We start from the raw sequence: 18,768 nt of genomic DNA on the forward strand, positions 1-18,768 counted from the left end.
GGCGGGGAATATGTATTCCCTCGCCCCATCGCCGATTAGATTGGTGTGCCGCCCCGTATCGGATTAACGGGAAAGCTGGCGTTTGATCGTAGCCTGCGCTTCTTCCCACGCCTGCTCGGGATCTTTCTTCTGGGTATCGACCGAGCCGAGCGCGTCGACGATCGTCGTGCCGACCATGTTGTCCTGCGGATCGGTATGGGCCACTTTGACGTCTTTGGCGGCTTCGCCGAACACGGTGCTGAGATCCTGGTCGCCGAAAAATTCGTTTTTGTTGACCATGTCCGGGCTGTCGTAGATGGACGGCGTGGACGGATAGTTGCCGAATTCTTTGTAAGCGGTCAGCAGGTTCTCGGGACTGACGAGGAAGCGAATCACTTCATACGCTTCTTTCGGGTATTTCGACGTCTGCAGAATGCCGAAGAACGAACCGCCCTGGTTGCCTACGCCGCCCGGCGGATAGGCGATATTCCATTTGCCTTTCGTGTCCGGCGCGGCGCTGACGAGATCGCCGACGGCCCACGAAGCTCCGGTGAAGGAAGAGATTTTGCCGCTGTTGATCGCCGCGTTTTTCTCGGAATCGTTCGAGTAAGGGAACGTCAGGCCCGCCTGGTAAGCTTTGACGGAATCGTCCCACGCTTTTTTGATATGGGCCTGGTCGCCGATATAGTTGCCTTCCGCGTCGAAATAATTGTCGCTGCTTTGGCCGATGATCGACCGGTACATATCGGCGATCGTGCCGGCCTGCGAGCCGGTGGCGTCTTTCACTTTTTGCAGCGTCGCGAAGTAGTCGTCCCACGTTTTCACTTCGTTTTTGATATCGTCCGGCGTGCTCGGCACGCCCGCTTTCTCGAACAGGTCGGTCCGGTAATACAGCACGACCGGAGCTACGTCGATCGGCAGGCCGATCAGGTATTTATTGTCCGCGCTTGCGGCCATGTTCCATTTCCAGTCGAGGTAGTCGGACTGAATGTCTTTGGCGCCCTGATCGTACAGGTTGACGAATTTTTCTTTGTACGTGACCATCGACGAGACCCAGCTGTCCATCGCCACGATGTCCGGGCCGTCTCCGCCGCCGGCGATCGTCGTTTTGAGCTTTGTCAGGTAGTCGTCGCCGGAAGGCAGCTTCTCGGCCTGCAGATCGACGTTCGGGAACTTTTTGCGCGCCGCTTCGATCGTGGAATCGGAGATGGCCCCGTTCCAGTACCACAATTTCAACGTCGCCTTCTGGCCGGACGCGTCTGTCCCCCCGCCGCTTGAAGCGGTCGAGCCGGAAGTCGCGGACCCTCCGCAGGCACTGATAACGAGCATGAAGCAAAGCGACAGCATGAGCATGGAAAAAGTTCTGAGTTTCATCGTTTGATTCCCCCTGTTCTTCTGTGTTCGAGACGGAACGACACTTGCGATAGGCTTGGCCCGTTCGGCATGCGGGAGAGGATTGAGGACGATTGCGCTTGCCCGGGGTTCAATGCGGCATCCACTCCTTTTCGAAGTAAAAAAAGATGGAAAACATCGGCGCGAAGATTTTCTGGTATCGGTTCCAGATTTCCGTGCAAAAGGTGTGGAGACGATCGGCAGCAGACGGAAAGTACGGCTTGCGAGGATAATAACAGGACGTTAACCGGACGGTAAGAAGACGATAAAAGAACGATAAGAGGACGGAGAGAATTTTATGAAACCGATACCAGAAACGGATGCCGCTTGTGTTACCGCTTTCATTTTGAGTTCAGTATAATCCGTCTTTCCGCGTTTTACAACCTGTTTTTATTTAAAATTTTAGAAGCGCAAATCGGGCTTGGCCGAAGCCGGGAAAAGACCCGGGGCAAGACTTGAACCTTATAGGCGTGTATGCAAAAAAACCTCCGGCGCCGCGGCGTACGCGGCGTCGGAGGTCGGGCGAACCCGGCAGGCGAACGACATCTTTGCCAGACGGCAGGACGCTTTTCGTTTGCGGGAACGGGCCTTTTTTAACTTTGCGGATGCGGGTCGAACTTGTACGTCCAGAACTTCTCGGTCGCAAAACGTTCGCGCAGCACCGGGTCGTGAATCGAGTGTCCTTCGAACACCGGATCGGTATGGAACTGCGATTTGTGCGCTTTGATCGAACCGACTTTCTGTTCGAGGAACAGCGTGATGTCCACGTGGACATCGGCCGGTCCGAGCGCGCGTTCATGCCCTTTGGCAAAAGCGACCACATGCACTTTCGGCCGGTCTTTGGGCTTCATCGCCTGGACGACGCGCACGACGGCTTCGCCGCAGGCGTCATGGTCCGGATGCACGCTGTATTTCGGGTGGAACGTGAGGATCAGCGACGGATTGAGTTCTTCGATCAGCTCGCGCAGCTTGCCGTCGAGCAGGTCGCGATCTTCGAATTCGATCATTTTATCGTGAAAACCGAGCGTGCGCAGATCGGTGATGCCGATCGCCGCGCAGGAAGCGTCGAGCTCCGCCCGGCGGATCGCCGGCAGCGTTATGCGGTTGGCGAACGGCGGATTGCCGAGGTTGCGGCCGAGCTGGCCCATCGTGAGGCAGGCATACGTAACGGGCGTCCCGTTTTGCAGGTGATAGGCGGCCGTGCCCGAGACGGTGAAAGACTCGTCGTCGGGGTGGGGAAATACGATCAAAACATGGCGTTCCACGGGATGTACCCGCTCCTTTCCGAATGCGGCGCAAGCCGCTTTGATGGAATGACAGTGTGAACGTGAAGCGTGAATGTCGCAGCGGACGGGGCGGCCCGGAGCCGCCGAATCCCGCTTAGAAAGGTTCCGGGCTCAGCATGAGGCTGACGACCAGTTTGCCGGCGCGGTCGTTGCCGGCGAGAATGGCCCGTTCCGTCTCGCTTTCTTCGTAATGCGTCAGTCCTTCGGCGTAGATCCAGCCTTCCGGCATCTTCAGGCCGACCCGGTAAGGGCCGGTTCCGGAGATCGAGCCGTTCGAGTAGCTGACTTTGACGTTGCGGATCATGTTCGAAGCGACGAGCTTCGAACGGTCTTGCTCGAACGTATAGGCGCCGTTGGTGAGCTCGAGATGCAGGTAGAGCTCGCGGTTTTTCAGTTTGTCCAACAGCTCCTGGACAGCTTGCGGTTGAATCGGCAGCATCGGAGTCTTCCCTTCGGTTTAGAGTCGTGAACGATGAAATACGATAAAAATCGAACCAACTTTCATTATAATATAGCCGGCCAGACGTGACAAACGGCAAAAGCCGAACAACCCCCTGTCGGGACCGTCCGGCTTCGACTTCGACTTTCCAAGCTTACAAGGCCCGGTCCGGTTCGCCGACCTTGAACCGGTCGACCATCCGCTCCAGCTCCGCCGCCATGCCCTGCAGCTCCGCGGCGGAACCGCGCATGCGATCGATCGCCGCCGCCTGCCCTTCGGCCGAGCGCTCGATGCCGGCGAAGTTCTCCGCCGTCCGGCGCGAAGCCTGTTCCATCAGCTCCGCGGCCGATGTCACCTGCTGCGCGCCGGCGGCCGTCTGCTGCGACACGGCCGACACTTCCAGCAGCCGCTCCGCGATCCGCTCGACCGACGACAAAATGTCGTCGAACGAATCGCCCGTCCGCTTGACCACGCCGGACGCTTCGTCGATCTTGTCCGCCTGCACGCGCACGCCTTCGACGGCTTCCCGCGTCTCGCCGACAATACCGGCGACGATGACCGCCACGTCCGCCGCGGAGCGGGCCGTCTGCTCGGCCAGCTTGCGCACTTCGTCGGCCACGACCGCAAAGCCGCGGCCGTGTTCGCCCGCTCTCGCCGCTTCGATCGAAGCGTTGAGCGCAAGCAGGTTCGTCTGCGACGAAATATTCTGAATATCGCCGACGATCTGCCCGATCCGCTCGGAATGGCCGTTCAGCCGTTCCACCCGGATCTGCGTCTCGTTCGAGGACGCCTGCACCGACTCCATCCGCTCAAGCGCGCTCCGAACGAAGCCGCTGCCGGTCCGGGCCGTGTCCGAAGCGTCCCGGGCCGAACCCGCCACCACGCTCAGCGCGTCGGCGATCTGCTGGATGCCGCCGTTCACTTCGCCGAGCGCCCGCGAATTCTCTTCGCTCAGCCGGGCCTGCTCGCGCATCCGCTCGCCGGCTTCGCCGAGATGCGACGCCATGTCTGCGCCGGCTTCGGCCCACCGCTCGGCGGTGCCCGACAAAGCTTCCGCCGAACGGCGGGTGTCGCGCGTTCCGGCGCGCACGCCGACGATCATGCCGCTCATCGTGCCGAGCATCGAGCGGAACGCCGCGGACAGGCGCCCGATCTCGTCCCGGCGCGTGTCGCTCGGCGCCGTCGTCAGGTCGCCGCTCTCCACGCCCCGCATCTCGCGCGTCAGCCGGGTCAGCGGCGCCACGATCATGCGCGAGACGAAGTACACGACCGTAAGCGACAAGGCCAGCACAAGGCCGGCTACCCACAGCGCCCGGCTGCGGTTCTCGTTCATCTGTGCCCGGATATCCGTCGCGTCGAAGTCGGCGCCGAGCACGCCGAGCATGCGCCCGCCCGCGTCCTTGATCGGCACGTAACTGGTCAGCGTCGTACCGTAATCGTCTTCGGTCGTCAGGCTGCCGATCTGCGCCTCGCCGGTCGCGAACGCCGCTTCGAGCTGCGCGTTCACGCCGTCTTCCGGTTCGCCCAGCGCGGACACGTCTTCGGGCGCGGCATCGGCCGGCGCTCCGTCTACGACGTAGAAATATTCGGGCGTCCCGGCGTTGTCGCGCACGTTCATCGTATACAGATACTTCAGCCGGTTCGCTTCCCGCAGCGCGTTCAGCGTGCCGCGAAGTTCGTCGTAATAAGCCGTCTCCCCGCCCTCGGCCGTAATCCGGCCGTAGGCTTCGGGATCGATCTGGCCGACCGCGTAATCCGCGATGCTCTGCGCCTGCTTGCCGACCGAATCGACCAACAGCAGCGACGAAGCTTTGTACATGCTGTACCCCAACGCGATCTCCGACACCAGGATCAAGGCCGACACGATCAACATGATTTTTAACTGTAAGCTTTTCAAATCTTCTTCTCCTCGCGACTGCGAATTTGTTTGAACGGGACCGAACACGACCGAATACGACCGAATAAGAGCGGATACAGGAGTGGAAAAAAGTTCGAAAACACTTCTGCCTGCTGCCGACGGGATTTCCGATGTGACCAGTTTAGGACATCGCCTGCTTGCTTACAATCCTTTTTTTGGGCGTACGGCGCTGCCGCTGCGATTCGATACGCAAAAAAAGAAGCTTCCGGATTGTATCCGGAAGCTTCCTGGCGAAGCGGGAGGTCCGCCTTCTGCGCGGCCTGCGCTTCCTCCGCGCCTGTTAGTTCGTCAGCGAGAAGTCGTTGTTGACGTTCTCGGACAGCGCGTTGCCGGTAGCGCGAACGCCGTCGGCGACCGAGAGGACGAACGCGCGATACTGCACGCCGGCCTGCAGCGGATTGTTGAACGCGTCGCGGTCGGCGTTGACCGTGAAGGTCACGTTGCCGCCGCTCGAATATTTGGCGCTCGACGCCGGTACGGCGTTCGCCTGGCCTACGGTGAAGTTGGCCGCGCTGTTCGTCGGTACGAGCATCACGTTGTAGTAAGCCGTGCCTGCCGCGTTGGTCGGAGGCGTGAAACTTACCGTCACTGCAGGGCCGCTGGCGGACGTTCTGACGTTCGTCGCCGCCGGCACGCCGGCTTCGCTCAGCGAGACTTCGTTCGAACGGTCGGACAGCACGTTGGTGCCGGTCTTGGACACCGTCAGGACGAAGAAGCGGTAAGAGCCGTTGTTCGAGATGACGCCGCCGTTCACGTCGCGGCTGCCGGCGTTAAGCGCCTGGCGGATCGGACCGGTGCCTGTCGTTGCGACCGGCGTGTAAGACGTGGCCGCATTGGCATTGGCCAGATTATACGAACCGGATTGGTTCGAAGGTACGGCCAGAATGCGGTATTCGTTCACGTCCGCCTCGTTCGCGGAGCGGTTGAACGTCACTTCCACGTCGCTGGCGTTGCCCGTCGAGCTGTTGACGGCAGCGGCGACGTTCGTCGCGCCCGCCACGGCGGAACCGTTCGACAGCGTCACGGCGTTCGAAGCGCCCGACAAAGCGAAGTTGGCGCTGGAATTCGAGGCGCCATTGCCGACCGACAGGACGAGTACGCGGTAAGCGACGCCGTTGCGGATCGGTTCGCCGTTGACGTCGCGGGTCGCCGCGTTCAGGAACGTGCTTTGGTTCGAGCCGGTGCGCGGCAGCACGGTATAGTTGGCGGCCGGCACGCTTACGGCCGAAGCCAGGTTGAAGTTCGAAGCGCTGGCCGATTTCACGACCAGGACGCGGTATTCCGAAATGCTGCTCTCGTCGGAAGAGCGGCCGAACGTCACGAGCAGGTCGCGGCCGTCTCCGGAGTTGCCGGAATCGCTAAGCGACGGAGTCAACGCCGTGCCGACGTTGTTGCCGCCGAGCGTGATCGGCTGCGAGACGCCCGACAGCACGTTCGTGCTGGTCGACGTACCCGAACCTACCGTCAGGACGAATACGCGGTAAGCGGTGCCGTTGCGGATCGCGTCGCCGTCGCTGTCGCGGGCTGAAGCGTTCAGCGTCTGGGCCAGGTTGCCGCCGGTCTTGTTGATGGCGGTATAGTTGGCGCTGTTCGTCGCGTTGGCCGAGTTAATGTTGAACGAAGCCGCTTTGGCATCTTTCACGACCATCACGCGGTACTGGCTGACGTTGGCTTCGTTCGCGGCGCGGTCAAACGCTACGCGAAGATCGCGTCCGTCCCCGTAATCGCTCACGTCGCTCACGGCTACGTTCGACGCGGATACGTCGGAACCGGACGTCGCGAGCGTCACCGAAGCCGAGCCGCCGGACAGCGTGTTGTTCGCCGCCGTGTTCGAAGCGCTCACGCCCATGACGAAGGTCGTGTACGGCACGCCGTTCTGCAGCGGATTGCCCGCGGTATCGCGGCTCTGCGCGGTCAGCGTCACGCTCGGCGAAGCCGGTCCCTTCGCGACCGTCGTATAGTTCTGCGCCGGCACGGCATTGGCCGCCGCCAGGTTGAACGCGGCTGCGTCGGATGTTCTTACGACGAAGACGCGGTAGCCGGACAGGGACGTCTCGTCCTGGGCTTTGGCGAAGCTGACCGTCAGGTCGCGTCCGTCGCGGTAGTCGCCGACGTCTGCCGCTTTGACCGCGGTCGCCGTACCGACGGCCGTGCCGCCGCTCAGCGTAACGGCCGAGGAAGCCGAAGAGAGTTCAACTTGTCCGCCGGCATAGTTGTTGCCGATGGCTGCGGCGTAGACCTGGTAGGCCTGACCGGATTTGAGCGTCTCGCCCGTGCTGTCCGTCGTTCTCGACGTGAGCGTCACGTTCTGGTTGGCGCCCGTAGGCAGAACGGTCGTGTAGTTGTTCGCGGCCGCTTTGGCCTGCGCCGCCGTGAACGGCGTGCCCGACTTCACCACGAACAGGCGGTAATGGTCGACGTACGCTTCGTCCGCGGACTTCGTGAACGAGACCTGCAGGTCTCGTCCGTCGCCGTACTGGCCGAGGCTGCGGGCCGTGACGGAAGACGGAGCCGTCAGCTCGGCCGTCGTCGTGATGATGACGCTTTGCGAAGCGGCGTTCCAGCGAACGTCCTGGCCGAGCGATTCGCCGATGAAGCGCAGCGGCACGACCGTGTTGCCCTTGATCGCTTTGGCCGGCACGTCGAGCGTAACGCTCCGTCCGTTGACCGTGGCGGCTTTGGAGCCGATCTTGAGCACGATCGTGTTGCTGCCTTTATAGGCCGTGATCGTCTGCGTCTTCTGGTTCCAGTTCACCTGGGCGTTCAATCCCTGGAAAATGCTGCGCAGGGGAGCGAGCGTCCGGCTGCCCTGGGCAATCGGAGGCTGGGCCGATTTCAGTTCGACCCCGTCAATGAAAATTTTGATATTGGTTGCCGCGTCTGCAGGATGAGGAAGCGCCGCAGGCATGAGAAGAGCCCCCGCAAGCAAAGCTGCACTGATTTTTTTCTTCTTGTTCATTGTCATTCATTCTCCCTTCCGAAAGCTCGGTTGGATTTTTTGGATCTCTTTTTTCTTTAATCTTAGTAACTGACGCGTGAAACAAGAGAAAAGTTGCCAAAGTCTCCGAATTTCTGCCAAACAAATTGATAACCCGGCTCCAATCCCGCGTCCCGCCTTCGCCGGCGCCTTCCTGCCGAAGCAGCGCGCCAACGCCAAAAAAAAGCTTGCCGGGTGCGCCGAGGCGTACGTCCGACAAGCTTTTCGGGCAGGGAATCAGAACAATTGAATGACGGACAGCACGATCCCGACGAGGAAACCGCACACCGCGCCGTTGACGCGAATCCACTGCAAATCTTTGCCGATCTTGTCTTCGAGCATCTCCACGAGCTGCGCATCGTCCATCCGGTCCACGTTGTCGCGCACCAGCTGGCCGATCCGGTAATGGTTGCTCTCGGCGAGCTGCACGATCGCGCCGCGCGTCTTCTCTTCCCACATTTCGATACGCTCCGGGTCGGACGCGATGCCGCGAACGGCAGCCGCGTACAGACGGAACACGATCCGCCCGCCGTTCGCGCGTTCTTCCTCCGTTTTGGCCAGCGCGAATTCGCGCAGCTTCTCCAGATTCTCGCGGATGAAGGCGGCGGTCGCTTCTTCGTGCAGCACTTCCAGCACCTGACCGCGCACGTATTCCAGCTTCTCTTCGTCGCCGACCGCTTCGAACAGCTTCACGCGCACTTCTCGCAAAATCGCCAGCCGCTGTTCGCCGTAAGGATCGAGCAGCGAATCGATGCCCGCCACGAGCATCGTCTGGATCATGGAGCCGAGCTTGTCTTCGTTTACCATGCCGGCGAACGCCTGAAAAGCGAACCCGGTAAATCCGCCGACCTTCGCATTGGACAGCTGCTCCATCGCGAGCGTGCCCATCGTGTCCTTCGTCTCCGGACGCGCCGCCCACGCTCTCGCTTCGCCGAGCGCGTAATCGAACAGCTTGATCTCGTAGCTGTCGTTCAGCACTTTGGTAAGCGCGCGGTCGGCAAGACCGGCCGCGTCCATGCCGCGGATATAATTCTCCGCCGCTTCCCGCACCGGCTCGACCGCTTTGTCGAGCGGCAGCTTGGCGATCGCTTCCGCCGCGTAATCGAGCACCTGCAGCCGGGTGCGCTTGCGGGCCATCAGACGGGTCAGCATCCGCGAAGCGCTGTGAATGAGATTGAGCTTGCGCAGCTGCCGGATGATGCTCTCTTTATTGAGCAGCTGCGTCTCCATCGCGGAGACGAGCGACTCCACGATGCGGCTCTTATTCTTGAGCAGCAGAGACGTATGCGGGATCGGAATGCCCAGCGGATGCCGGAACAATGCCGTCACGGCGAACCAGTCCGCCAGGCCCCCGACGAGACCGGCTTCGAAGCCGCCGATCAGCAGGAACGTCCATACGTTCTCGGGCAGGAACAAGCTGATCACGAAGCCCGCGGCCATCACGATCAGCGAGATTCCGGCCAAATTTTTAGATCCCATTGTCATCCCCCTGCTTCCTTGAAATCTTATGCCTGTTTTCCAAACCTTGTCCTCGCGCACGCGATCGACGCGATTCCTTATTCATTTTAGTACAGCCGCTGATTGAAACGCAAAAAAGAACTTTATAAAAGAGTAGGGAAGTCCGGATACCGACAGGCCCGGTCACGACGAAAGGATGGGATTTCGCCATGGATCATATCGTATTCACGACTTTCAAGCAGGAGGAGCCTTTGGCCGCGGTGCTCGAACGCTTCCGGGAACATCCGGTGACGGACGACTACTCGGTGCTTCAGGCTGCCGTCCTGCGCAAGACGTCCGGCCGGATCGGACGGGAACGCGATGAACGCTTCGCGGAAGACGAGACCGGGCCGGACCATCTGACGAACGATCTGATCGATTCGATCGTGTCCGTCATGAGCGGACCGATCGGCACGCTGATCGGCGGTTATGCCGGTCCGCTGCTGGACGCCGACCTGAACGCGGCCCGCATCGTCGACGAATTCGGGATGCTGGGCGCGATCGCCGCGAAGCTCAACGAGAACGAATGGTCGCTGCTCGCGCTCGTGCGCGAACATAACGAGATCAGCCTCAGCAGCCGGCTGAACGCGCTCGGAGCGAGCGCCGTCGTGCGCAAAGACGCCGCGCTGGTCGCCTACGAAGTCATGAACGCGCAGGCCATCCGCAGCGAATGGGAAGAACGCCACGGCGCGTTCGAGACCGAATCGGCGGACGACGCGCTGCGCGAGAGTATCCGCAGCGAACTGCGCGAGCGCGCCAACCGCGGCTCGTTCGAAGAAGAACAGTCCGTGCGCGACCGGCTGCGCGGAGATTTCGACTATTTGCAGAGCAAAGTCGACAGCCGCCAGACCCGTCCCGGCAGACCCTAAGCGCCGGAACCCGCCGCACAAGCTTTGCCCGAATCGCCCAATCGCCTATCCCACAGGAGGTCGTTCACTGATGAAAAAATGGGGATCGCTGTTTCTCTCCCTTGCCCTGCTGAGCTCCGCGGCTCTGCCGGCTTCGGCTTTCGCGGCTCCGGCTGCTCCGGCCGCTTCTACCGCCCCTGCGCCGCAGGAACAAACGGAAGCCAGTCCCGAGCAGATCGAAGCGCGCGATTACATGGATCGCATGGACGCGATCGTACAGTACGAAGACAAGGCGGCGGACGCGTTCAACGCGGTCGGCTACGTATCGGCGGCCAATCGCAAAGACGTGTACACAGCCATGAACAACGTCATCATCCCGAACTACAGCAAGTTCTATTACCAGTTGAAGCAGATCAAGCCGGCGGGCAAGACCTTGTCCGACCTCCACGCTTATTACCTCCAGGGCGCTTCGCTCCAGCTTCAGGGTATGCAGCTGATGAAGAAATCGCTGTACGGGGCGAAGATCAACTGGACCACGTACAAGCAGGGACAAGCGAAGCTCAAATCGGGCAAAGCGAAGCTGGACGTCTTCACCACCCGCTTCCAGACTTACGTGAACAACCTTAAATAACGCGTCGATCCCGATTTGTACCGGGTCGGCCGTTACCGGCAGACCGCCGCGGCGGTCTGTTTTTTCGCGCGTCGGCTTTTTTTCTTTCGTCCCTGCACTCTTCAATTTTTGTCGAACTTTACCGAAATATAGCGATATATTGGATTTTTTTCGATTCTGGCGTATAGTTTATTGCAATTATGTTGTTCGAAATATAAAATGCTAAAGAATCTATCAATTTGATGAACGAAAGGATCGGTTACGTTATGGATCAACAACGGCTCGCGCTCGACTCCCACCTCTGTTTTTCGCTTTACGCTTGTTCCCGGGCCATTTTCCGGATGTACCGGCCTTTGCTCGACGATCTGAATCTGACTTACCCCCAATATCTGGTCCTGCTCGTCCTCTGGGATTGCGAAGAGAGCAGCATCAAGGAACTGAGCCAGGTGCTCAGCCTCGATTCGGGTACGCTCACGCCGATGCTGAAGCGAATGGAAGCGTCCGGTCTGCTTGAACGCAGCCGCTCGCTGGAAGACGAACGGATCGTTACCGTGCGCATTACCGACAAAGGCCGCGAACTCCAAGACCGCGCAAGCTGCATCCCCACTTCCATGATCGAATCGAGCGGGCTTGACCTGCAGCAGATCAACACGCTCAACGAAACGATTCGAACGCTGATGGCAAGCGTCGACAACTACCGGTAATCTCCCTTTTCCGGCGTCGGCGCGATGCCCGATTCCTCCGCCCCGTTCTTTCTTGTCGATCTCTCCCTTCTTTGCTGTAACGGACGCGGCACCTCCGGCCGATAACAAGAGTGAACTTTGTTTTCAGCTTTTTTAGAAAAGAGGAATCTCAATGACCGAATACCGGCGCTTTTTACGCCGGCTTGTGCGGAACTACATCGTCGGGTCGGTGCTGGCCGTTCTCTGCGTCGGAGGGGCCGTGATTTCGTCCGCGCTCAAACTGCCGATCGGCGGATTTGACCGCATCTTTATCGTGCTGCTCGTCTCCTTCCTGGTAATGATCTCGCTCGAGCTGCTGACGTTCGCCCGGCAGGTGCGCCCGATCCGCGGGCTGTTCCTCAAGGAGCATCCGTCGCTCGACGAAATCCGGGACGCCTACGTCCAGATCCACCGGCTGCCCGCGCTGTCCGTCCTGCGCATCATGGGACCGCATATGCTCGGCTTGTCCGTTCCCGCCATCCTGCTTACCCTATGGTTTATCCGCATCGGCTGGATCGAACTTCCGGTCTATTACATCGGCATTGCCGCTTCCGGCGCCGTCCTCGTGGCGGGCATGCACGCGCTGATCGAATATTTCCTGACCGACCAGGCGATCCGTCCCCTGCTCCAGCTCGTCAGCGAGACCGGCGAGCGCCTGCACGGCGAACGGGTATCGCTGGACGGCCGGGTTATCGTCTCGACGCAGCGCAAGTTCCAGCTCAGCGCGTTTTCGATCGGCGCTTTTCCGCTGTTCTTTTTCGTGCTGGCCACGCAGATCCGCCTGACCGTTACCGGCTCGCCCCTCGTCGAAGATTACTGGCAGTGGGCGTCGCTCATTCTCGTGTTCGGCATCTTCTTCTCTTCGCTCGGAGCCTGGCTGCTCAGCCGGAGCGTCCGCCAACCGATCGCCAATCTCGAACAATCGCTGCGCGCGGTCCGGACCGGCGATCTCAACGTGCGCGCGTCGGACCTGTATTCGGACGAGTTCTCGCGGCTCGTATCCGGCTTCAACCACATGGTGCAGGGCCTGTCGCAGCGCCAGCGGATCAACGAACAGCTGCTGCAAAGTTACTTCTCGACGCTGGCCGCGGCGCTTGACGCCCGCGACACGTACACGGCCGGCCACTCGCAGCGCGTCGCGGAATATTCGATGCTGATCGGGCGCGGAGCCGGACTCGGGCGCGAAGAGCTCGACCTGCTAAACAAGACGGCGCTGCTGCACGACATCGGCAAGATCGGCGTGCGCGACAACGTGCTGCTCAAAGACGGCCGGCTGACCGACGAAGAGTTCGAGCAGATCAAGAAGCATCCGGCGCTCGGCGAAGAGATCCTCAAACGCGTCGAGCCGCTGGAGATGATGGCACCCCTGCTGCCCGGCGTGCGTTCGCACCACGAGCGTTACGACGGGCACGGCTATCCCGACGGGCTGGCCGGCACCGACATTCCGAAGTTCGGCCGCATCATCGCGGTCGCCGACGCTTTCGACGCGATGACGTCCGATCGGCCGTACCGCAGCGGCATGCCGCTGGAGAAAGCCATCTCGATCATCTCCGAAGGCAAAGGCACGCAGTGGGACCCGTATTACGCCCAGATTTTCGTCGACGCTTTTTATCAGGAAAAAGAAAAACCGGAAGCGCCGCCTTATCGGGCGGAAGCTTGACCGCACGCCGCCGCTTCGCAAAAACGCGCCGGACGCCGCCCTATAGGGCGAAAGCGTTCAGCGCGTTTTTGATTTGGGCCGGCGTCAGCGGCTCGTACAGGTCTTCCCAATCGCGGATCAGCTGCAAATACGTCCGGTACACGAGAAAAGCGATCATTTTCGGTTCCAGCCGAAAGGTCTCGCCTTCGTCCGCATGCCGCCGCACGAGCTGCTCGATATAGCGGACGATGCCTTCTTCGAGCGCGGTTCGCATATCCAGCAGACCGTGCGCGCCCGACTGCCGGGCTTCCCGGTAGATGCCGACCAGCAGCCGATGCCGCTCCCTGAGCACGATCACGGTGTCGAACATCCGGTCGATGTCTTCGCTCAGCGGCTGCCCCGGCAGGCAGGCCCGGTCCGACTCCTCCAGCAGATCCTCCAAAATGTCTTCGACGATGGCCAGCAGCAGCGCTTCCTTGTTCGCAAAACAGTCGTAGATCGCGCTTTTGCTCACATGCGCCGCTTTGGCCACGCTCCCGATCGTCGTTCCGCGGAATCCGAAGCGTTCGAAACACAGCATGGCCGCTTCCAGAATCCGGCGTCTTTTCACTTCCATCCCGGCCCCTCCTCTTTGTCTGTTCCTATAAAAAAACTTCCCGCGAAGACGATTTCTCGTTCGCGGGAAGTTTGGCGTGCAGCGGCTTTCCGCTTCTCCGTTACACGGTCGAAGGCGTCAGGTCCTGCTCTTCTTCGATCCCCGTCTTGATCCGTTTGCTGCTCAGCAGGAACACCAGCAGAGCCAACACGAGGAAGACGGCTCCGAACACGCCCACATGCGCCAGCTGCGTCCAGAAGTAGCCCCAGTCGTTGCCCAGCGATACCGCTTCGCGCAGGGCGCGAATGCCGTAAGTCGCCGGCAGGTACGGATTGATCGCCTGGAAGAACGCCGGCGTCAGCACTTTCGGGAACGTGCCCGCGCTGCCGCCGATCTGCGCCAGCAGAATCAGGAAGGCGATAAACTGGCCGACCTTGCCAAGCGCCGCGAACAGCAGGAACAGCAGCGACAGGAACGTCAGGCTGAGCACGAACGTGATCGCGTAGAAATGCCACAGGCTCTGTACATGCAGCCCGACGATCCCGATCAGCACCGCGTCGAGAATCGCCGCTTGCAGCACAGCCATGAACAAGATGACGCTGAATTTGCTCAGGAACCAGGCCCAGCCGGAACGCGGCCGGATCTGCGGCGTCTTGAGCGGATAGACCGACGAGAACATGAGCGCGCCGGCAAACAGCGCAATCGTCATCATGTAAGGCGCAAGCCCTTCGCCGTACTCCGTAATATCATGGTTCACGTCGACGTGCTTCACTTCGGTCGGCTCCGCGAACATGTCGTACGTCTTGTCGTCCGAGCTGACGTCGCCGGCTTCCTTGACGCCGTCGGCCAGCGACGTGTACAGCTCGTTCGTACCTTCCTTGAGGTCGCCGACGCCGTTGTCCAGCGTCACCGAGCCGTCCGCCAGTTGATCGGCTCCGTCTCTCAGCTCGCCGGTCGCGCCGCCGAGCTTGCCCAGGCCGCTGACCAGTTGGCCGCCGCCGGTCTTGAGTTGGCCGAGGCCGCCGACGAGGCTTTGCGAGCCGTCCTTGAGCCGGTCCGTGCCGCTGACCAGGGTGGACGAACCGGCTTTGAGCTGATCCGCTCCGCTGACCAGGGTCGAAGCCCCGCTCTTGAGCTGGTCGGCCCCGCCGACCAGCGTCGCCGAGCCGCTCTTCAACTGCTCGGCTCCGCTTACGAGGCTGGCCGAGCCGTCTTTCAGTTGGCCCGCGCCGCCGGCAAGCGTCGCGGCGCCTTCGGCCAGCTGCTTCGAGCCGGCTTCGGCTTCGCCAAGCTTGCCCGACAGCGTGCCGAGGCCCGCGGTCAGCTCTTTCTGCCCGTCAAGCAGGTCGGAAGAGCCCTGCACGAGCCGGCTCTGTCCTTCGGCCAGTTGACCGACCGCGGACTGGATCCGCTGCGAGCCTTCGTTCAGCTGCGCCACGCTCGAAGCCAGCTTGTCCAGCTGGCCGAGCGATTGTTCCAGCTGCGAAGGCGAAGCGCCTTCTGCGGCTGCGGCCGCTTCGCCGGAACCGCCGGCGCCTGCCGCCATCAGCGACAGCAGCTGCTGCTTGTCGGCATCCGGGATGGTCGCGCTGCCCTGGATATAGGAAGCGATCGCTTCCTGCTGCTGCTTGATCCCGGCCGCTTTCTGCTGAAGCTGCTGCTGCGCGGCGCCCAACTGTTCGGCGGCGGCAGAAGCCTGTCCGCCGAGTCCCTGCACCGCTTCGTTCAGCTGCTCCATGCCCGCCGTGAACGGCGTCAGCTGCTCCTGCAGCTGCTGCAGTCCGGCGTCGGACTGGCCTAGCCCCTGATTGAGCTGCTCCGCCCCGCTCTCCAGCTTCTGCGAACCGCCGGACAGCGTATCCGCGCCGGTCTTCAACTGCGTCAGCCCCTGATCGAGCTTCGCCGCGCCGGTCTGCAGACCGCCCGCTCCGGTCTGGAGCGTGCCGAGGCCGTCGTCGAGCTTGCGCGCCCCGCCCGACAGACTGCCGAGCCCGTCGTCGAGCTTCTGCGCTCCGCCCGACAGACTGCCGAGGCCGTCATCGAGCTTCTGCGCTCCGCCCGACAGAGTGCCGAGGCCGTCGTCAAGCTTCTGCGCTCCGCCCGACAGACTGCCGAGCCCGTTGTTCAGCTGCGCCGCGCCGGACGCCGCGCTGACGATGCCCGCACTCAGCGTGCCGGCGCCGGTCTTGAGGTCGCCGACGCCTTCCTGGAACGTCACGCTGCTTGCGGCGAGCTTCTTCAGATTGTCCTTGAGTTTCTGCGAACCTTCCGCCAGGTCGGCGGCGCCGTCGTCCAGCTTCTTGGCGCCGTCGTCGGCATCCTTCAGCCCGTCGACCAGCTCGCTCAGGCTGCTGAACACGGTCGTGGCGTATTCCTGCGTCACCTGCTTGGCGATTTCTTCGTTCACTTCCTTGATCGCCGATTTGGCGATCTGCGCCGAAGAATAACCCATGCCCGCGTTCGTATAGTAGTCGAGGTTCATCTTCTTCGGATCGGCGTTCAACAGCGTCGAAGCATTCTCGGAAAAATTCTTCGGCAGCTCGATCACCATAATATAGTCGCCGGCGTTCAATCCGTTCATGGCGGCGGCTTTGTCGGACACGACCCATTTGAACGAATCGTTATCTTTCAGCCCCTCGACGAAGTCCTTGCCCACGTCGAGCCGTTTGCCTTCGTAATCCGTGCCGGCATCGCTGTTGACGACGGCTACGGACAAGCGGTCCGTATGGCCGTAGGGATTCCAGTACGCCGACAGGAAAAAGAGGCCGTACAAGCCCGGAACGAGCAGCATCGCGGCTACGGTAAGCATCGTCATCCGGTGCTTCAAAATATTTTTCCATTCCGATTTAAACATTGCGGGGTTCTGCTCCTTTCCTTAGCTGATTGACTAAAAAAACATTTCGGTCATTCGGTACTGAAGAGAAGTATATCACATTTTACATAGAATACAATCGGTTTTTTTCAGTTTTTTTCAAAAATCTTTCATCGTTTTTACCTTCTTTTTTATCGGAAAATAACGGGTCGACGATTCGCTCTTTTTTTACATTAATAAGTATTTTTTCATTTTTTTGATTTTTTTCAATTAACCTTGCTTATTCCTGTCTACTTTTCCTCTAATTCCGGTGCTATAATTGCCGTATGTGGAAAGTATGATCAAATGAGGTGAGTTCCGTTGAACCCGGAGACCGAACAGGAACTAAAATATAAAGTAATGGCTGAACTGCTGCCGGGAATGTTGTCCAGCGAGACTCCCGCCCAGCTTATCGAGCACGTCTTCGCCTGCGTAAGCAAACATTTCAATCTGGACCTGCTGCTGAACTATTGGGTGGAAGAACGATTCCCCTACCGGCTGCAGCTGATCCACCACCGCGGCGTGACGAACGGGGAAGCCGAAGCGCTGCTCTCGCTCGACCAGGGACAGACGATCTGCGGCACGGTCATCAAGTCGCAGAGCCCCTATATTTGCGAACGGATGCAGGACACGACAGACTTCCAGGGACGCATCCTGCGTCAGATGGGGCTTCAGCGCTACGCCTGTTTCCCGCTCGTCGTGCCCGACACAGACCGTCCGTTCGCGCTGGGCTTCGGTTCCCGCAGCGGCGACCGCTTCGATCCCGTCGAACTGGAAGTGCTGCATCTGATCGCTTCGCAGCTCGTGCTCGCTTTCGGGCGGATCGGACGGTTGGAAGAACTGGAACGGCAGAACGCGGTGCTGGCCGACACGAACCGCTTCCTGTCTTCGTCGGAGAACCGCTTTGCCGCGATCTTCGCCGCAAGTCCCCATCCGATGCTCATCACGACGCTTGCCGAGCGCGAGATCATCGAAGCCAACGACGCGTTTTTGCTGCTGCTCGGCATTACGCGCCTGGACATGGACACCCGCTACGGCGAACTGATTCGCGGCAGCGACCTCATGCGGCAGATTCCGGAACCGGACGAATCTTCGACCGTGCCGGAAGGCATCAGCCGCGAAGTGACGTTCACCAACCATACCGGCGAAGAGAAAGTGTGTATCCTGCGCACCGTCAGACTCGACTTCAACGGCGAACTGCTGCTGCTCACCATGATCAGCGACTTGACCGAGCACAAGCAGTACGAGCATGAGCTTCAGCGGCTGTCCCAGCTGCATCTGGTCGGCGAAGTGGCGGCCGGCATCGGGCACGAAGTGCGCAATCCGATGACGACCGTGCGCGGCTTCCTTCAACTGATGCTGATGCAGGGCAAGAACACGCTTGAACCGGCATATCTTCAGGTCATGATCGAAGAACTCGACCGCGCCAATCAGATCATCACCGAATTTTTGTCGCTCGCCAAAGACCATATGGTCCAGCTCAAGCGCGAAAATCTCAACGATCTCATCCGCAAAATCCTGCCCCTGATCGAAGCCGACGCTTCCGTGACGGGCAAGATGATCACGACCCATCTGACGCCGGTGGAATCGATCGAGATGGACAACAAGCAGATCACCCAGCTCATCCTCAATTTCGTGCGCAACGCGCTCGAAGCGACCGGCGAAAACGGCTGGATTCAGCTCAAGACATACATGCAGGAAGACCGCGCCGTTCTCGTCATCGAAGACAACGGCCCCGGCATCCCGCCCGACGTTGTGGAGCAGATCTGGAAGCCGTTCTACACGACCAAAGAAAACGGCTCCGGCCTCGGCCTCGCCATCTGCTTCAGCATCGCCAACAAGCACGGCGCGTCGATCGACCTGTCGACCGGCAAGGAAGGCACCGCGTTCTACGTCCGCTTCCGGACGACCTGACGCCGCCGCGACCCGAGGGGCGGGAAGACATTCCTCACGGCCTGTCTCCCCGCAGTCGGAACGCTGCACTTCCAAGCGTCCCGTCCCGCTCCACGCCAAAA

13 protein-coding genes and 1 pseudogene (1 of these 14 only partly in view) are annotated in these 18,768 nt (G+C 60.6%); 5 read left to right on the plus strand and 9 right to left on the minus strand.

Features of this window, described 5'->3' with window-relative positions; genetic code table 11:
- Positions 1 to 63 precede the first annotated feature (63 nt).
- The 6 genes from FTE24_RS12615 to FTE24_RS12640 all read right to left on the minus strand — a co-directional run bounded on the left by FTE24_RS12615 (position 64) and on the right by FTE24_RS12640 (position 9,476).
- Positions 64 to 1,353, minus strand: a complete 1,290-nt coding sequence (locus tag FTE24_RS12615; protein WP_150233689.1) for an ABC transporter substrate-binding protein — start codon at positions 1,351 to 1,353, stop codon at positions 64 to 66.
- A 611-nt stretch (positions 1,354 to 1,964) separates the two neighbouring features.
- Positions 1,965 to 2,636, minus strand: coding sequence for a bacillithiol biosynthesis deacetylase BshB2 (gene bshB2 / locus FTE24_RS12620; protein WP_141448089.1), 672 nt, complete (start codon positions 2,634 to 2,636; stop codon positions 1,965 to 1,967).
- A gap of 115 nt (positions 2,637 to 2,751) precedes the next feature.
- Positions 2,752 to 3,096, minus strand: coding sequence for a YojF family protein (locus tag FTE24_RS12625; protein ID WP_150233691.1), 345 nt, complete (start codon positions 3,094 to 3,096; stop codon positions 2,752 to 2,754).
- Positions 3,097 to 3,250: 154 nt separating this feature from the next.
- Complete coding sequence (locus FTE24_RS12630; RefSeq protein WP_150233693.1) at positions 3,251 to 4,993, minus strand: methyl-accepting chemotaxis protein; 1,743 nt, start codon at positions 4,991 to 4,993, stop codon at positions 3,251 to 3,253.
- A 301-nt stretch (positions 4,994 to 5,294) separates the two neighbouring features.
- On the minus strand, positions 5,295 to 7,973 hold the full coding sequence (locus FTE24_RS12635) for a copper amine oxidase N-terminal domain-containing protein (RefSeq protein WP_160441748.1): 2,679 nt from the start codon (positions 7,971 to 7,973) through the stop codon (positions 5,295 to 5,297).
- 255 nt (positions 7,974 to 8,228) lie between these two features.
- A complete protein-coding gene (locus FTE24_RS12640; RefSeq protein WP_237401738.1) occupies positions 8,229 to 9,476 on the minus strand; it encodes a DUF445 domain-containing protein in 1,248 nt (415 codons plus the stop codon).
- A 182-nt stretch (positions 9,477 to 9,658) separates the two neighbouring features.
- On the opposite strand from FTE24_RS12640, the gene FTE24_RS12645 reads away from it, so the two are divergent.
- From FTE24_RS12645 to FTE24_RS12660, 4 genes are all read left to right on the plus strand, one after another.
- On the plus strand, positions 9,659 to 10,357 hold the full coding sequence (locus FTE24_RS12645) for a hypothetical protein (RefSeq protein WP_150233697.1): 699 nt from the start codon (positions 9,659 to 9,661) through the stop codon (positions 10,355 to 10,357).
- A 70-nt stretch (positions 10,358 to 10,427) separates the two neighbouring features.
- Positions 10,428 to 10,967, plus strand: a complete 540-nt coding sequence (locus FTE24_RS12650; RefSeq protein ID WP_141448084.1) for a hypothetical protein — start codon at positions 10,428 to 10,430, stop codon at positions 10,965 to 10,967.
- Between the two features lie 320 nt (positions 10,968 to 11,287).
- Positions 11,288 to 11,650: a MarR family winged helix-turn-helix transcriptional regulator gene (locus tag FTE24_RS12655; protein ID WP_141450446.1), complete on the plus strand. Its 363-nt coding sequence runs from the start codon at positions 11,288 to 11,290 to the stop codon at positions 11,648 to 11,650.
- Positions 11,651 to 11,801: 151 nt separating this feature from the next.
- Positions 11,802 to 13,328 carry an HD domain-containing phosphohydrolase gene (locus FTE24_RS12660; protein ID WP_150233701.1) on the plus strand — a complete coding sequence of 509 codons (1,527 nt, stop codon included), beginning with the start codon at positions 11,802 to 11,804 and terminating at the stop codon, positions 13,326 to 13,328.
- A 40-nt stretch (positions 13,329 to 13,368) separates the two neighbouring features.
- On the opposite strand, the gene FTE24_RS12665 is transcribed toward FTE24_RS12660, so the two are convergent.
- Positions 13,369 to 13,923, minus strand: coding sequence for a TetR/AcrR family transcriptional regulator (locus FTE24_RS12665; RefSeq protein ID WP_150233702.1), 555 nt, complete (start codon positions 13,921 to 13,923; stop codon positions 13,369 to 13,371).
- A gap of 100 nt (positions 13,924 to 14,023) precedes the next feature.
- Positions 14,024 to 16,756: a YhgE/Pip domain-containing protein gene (locus tag FTE24_RS12670; protein ID WP_150233704.1), complete on the minus strand. Its 2,733-nt coding sequence runs from the start codon at positions 16,754 to 16,756 to the stop codon at positions 14,024 to 14,026.
- Positions 16,757 to 17,113: 357 nt separating this feature from the next.
- On the opposite strand from FTE24_RS12670, the gene FTE24_RS12675 reads away from it, so the two are divergent.
- Positions 17,114 to 18,667: an ATP-binding protein gene (locus FTE24_RS12675; protein ID WP_150233706.1), complete on the plus strand. Its 1,554-nt coding sequence runs from the start codon at positions 17,114 to 17,116 to the stop codon at positions 18,665 to 18,667.
- Between the two features lie 78 nt (positions 18,668 to 18,745).
- On the opposite strand, the pseudogene FTE24_RS23280 reads toward FTE24_RS12675, so the two are convergent.
- Positions 18,746 to 18,768, minus strand: a pseudogene (locus tag FTE24_RS23280) (DUF6953 family protein) (its annotated part continues 202 nt past the right edge of the window); the annotation flags it as partial.

Source organism: Saccharibacillus sp. WB 17, assembly GCF_008634075.2.
Classification (GTDB): Bacteria; Bacillota; Bacilli; order Paenibacillales; family Paenibacillaceae; genus Saccharibacillus; species Saccharibacillus brassicae.

Coding starts and splice junctions, on each gene's coding strand:
- FTE24_RS12645 (WP_150233697.1), top strand. CDS start 9,659: ATGGATCATATCGTATTCACGACTTTCAAGCAGGAGGAGCCTTTGGCC.
- FTE24_RS12665 (WP_150233702.1), bottom strand. CDS start 13,923: ATGGAAGTGAAAAGACGCCGGATTCTGGAAGCGGCCATGCTGTGTTTC.
- FTE24_RS12615 (WP_150233689.1), bottom strand. CDS start 1,353: ATGAAACTCAGAACTTTTTCCATGCTCATGCTGTCGCTTTGCTTCATG.
- FTE24_RS12670 (WP_150233704.1), bottom strand. CDS start 16,756: ATGTTTAAATCGGAATGGAAAAATATTTTGAAGCACCGGATGACGATG.
- FTE24_RS12660 (WP_150233701.1), top strand. CDS start 11,802: ATGACCGAATACCGGCGCTTTTTACGCCGGCTTGTGCGGAACTACATC.
- FTE24_RS12640 (WP_237401738.1), bottom strand. CDS start 9,476: ATGACAATGGGATCTAAAAATTTGGCCGGAATCTCGCTGATCGTGATG.
- FTE24_RS12655 (WP_141450446.1), top strand. CDS start 11,288: ATGTACCGGCCTTTGCTCGACGATCTGAATCTGACTTACCCCCAATAT.
- FTE24_RS12625 (WP_150233691.1), bottom strand. CDS start 3,096: ATGCTGCCGATTCAACCGCAAGCTGTCCAGGAGCTGTTGGACAAACTG.
- FTE24_RS12675 (WP_150233706.1), top strand. CDS start 17,114: ATGGCTGAACTGCTGCCGGGAATGTTGTCCAGCGAGACTCCCGCCCAG.
- FTE24_RS12635 (WP_160441748.1), bottom strand. CDS start 7,973: ATGAACAAGAAGAAAAAAATCAGTGCAGCTTTGCTTGCGGGGGCTCTT.
- FTE24_RS12650 (WP_141448084.1), top strand. CDS start 10,428: ATGAAAAAATGGGGATCGCTGTTTCTCTCCCTTGCCCTGCTGAGCTCC.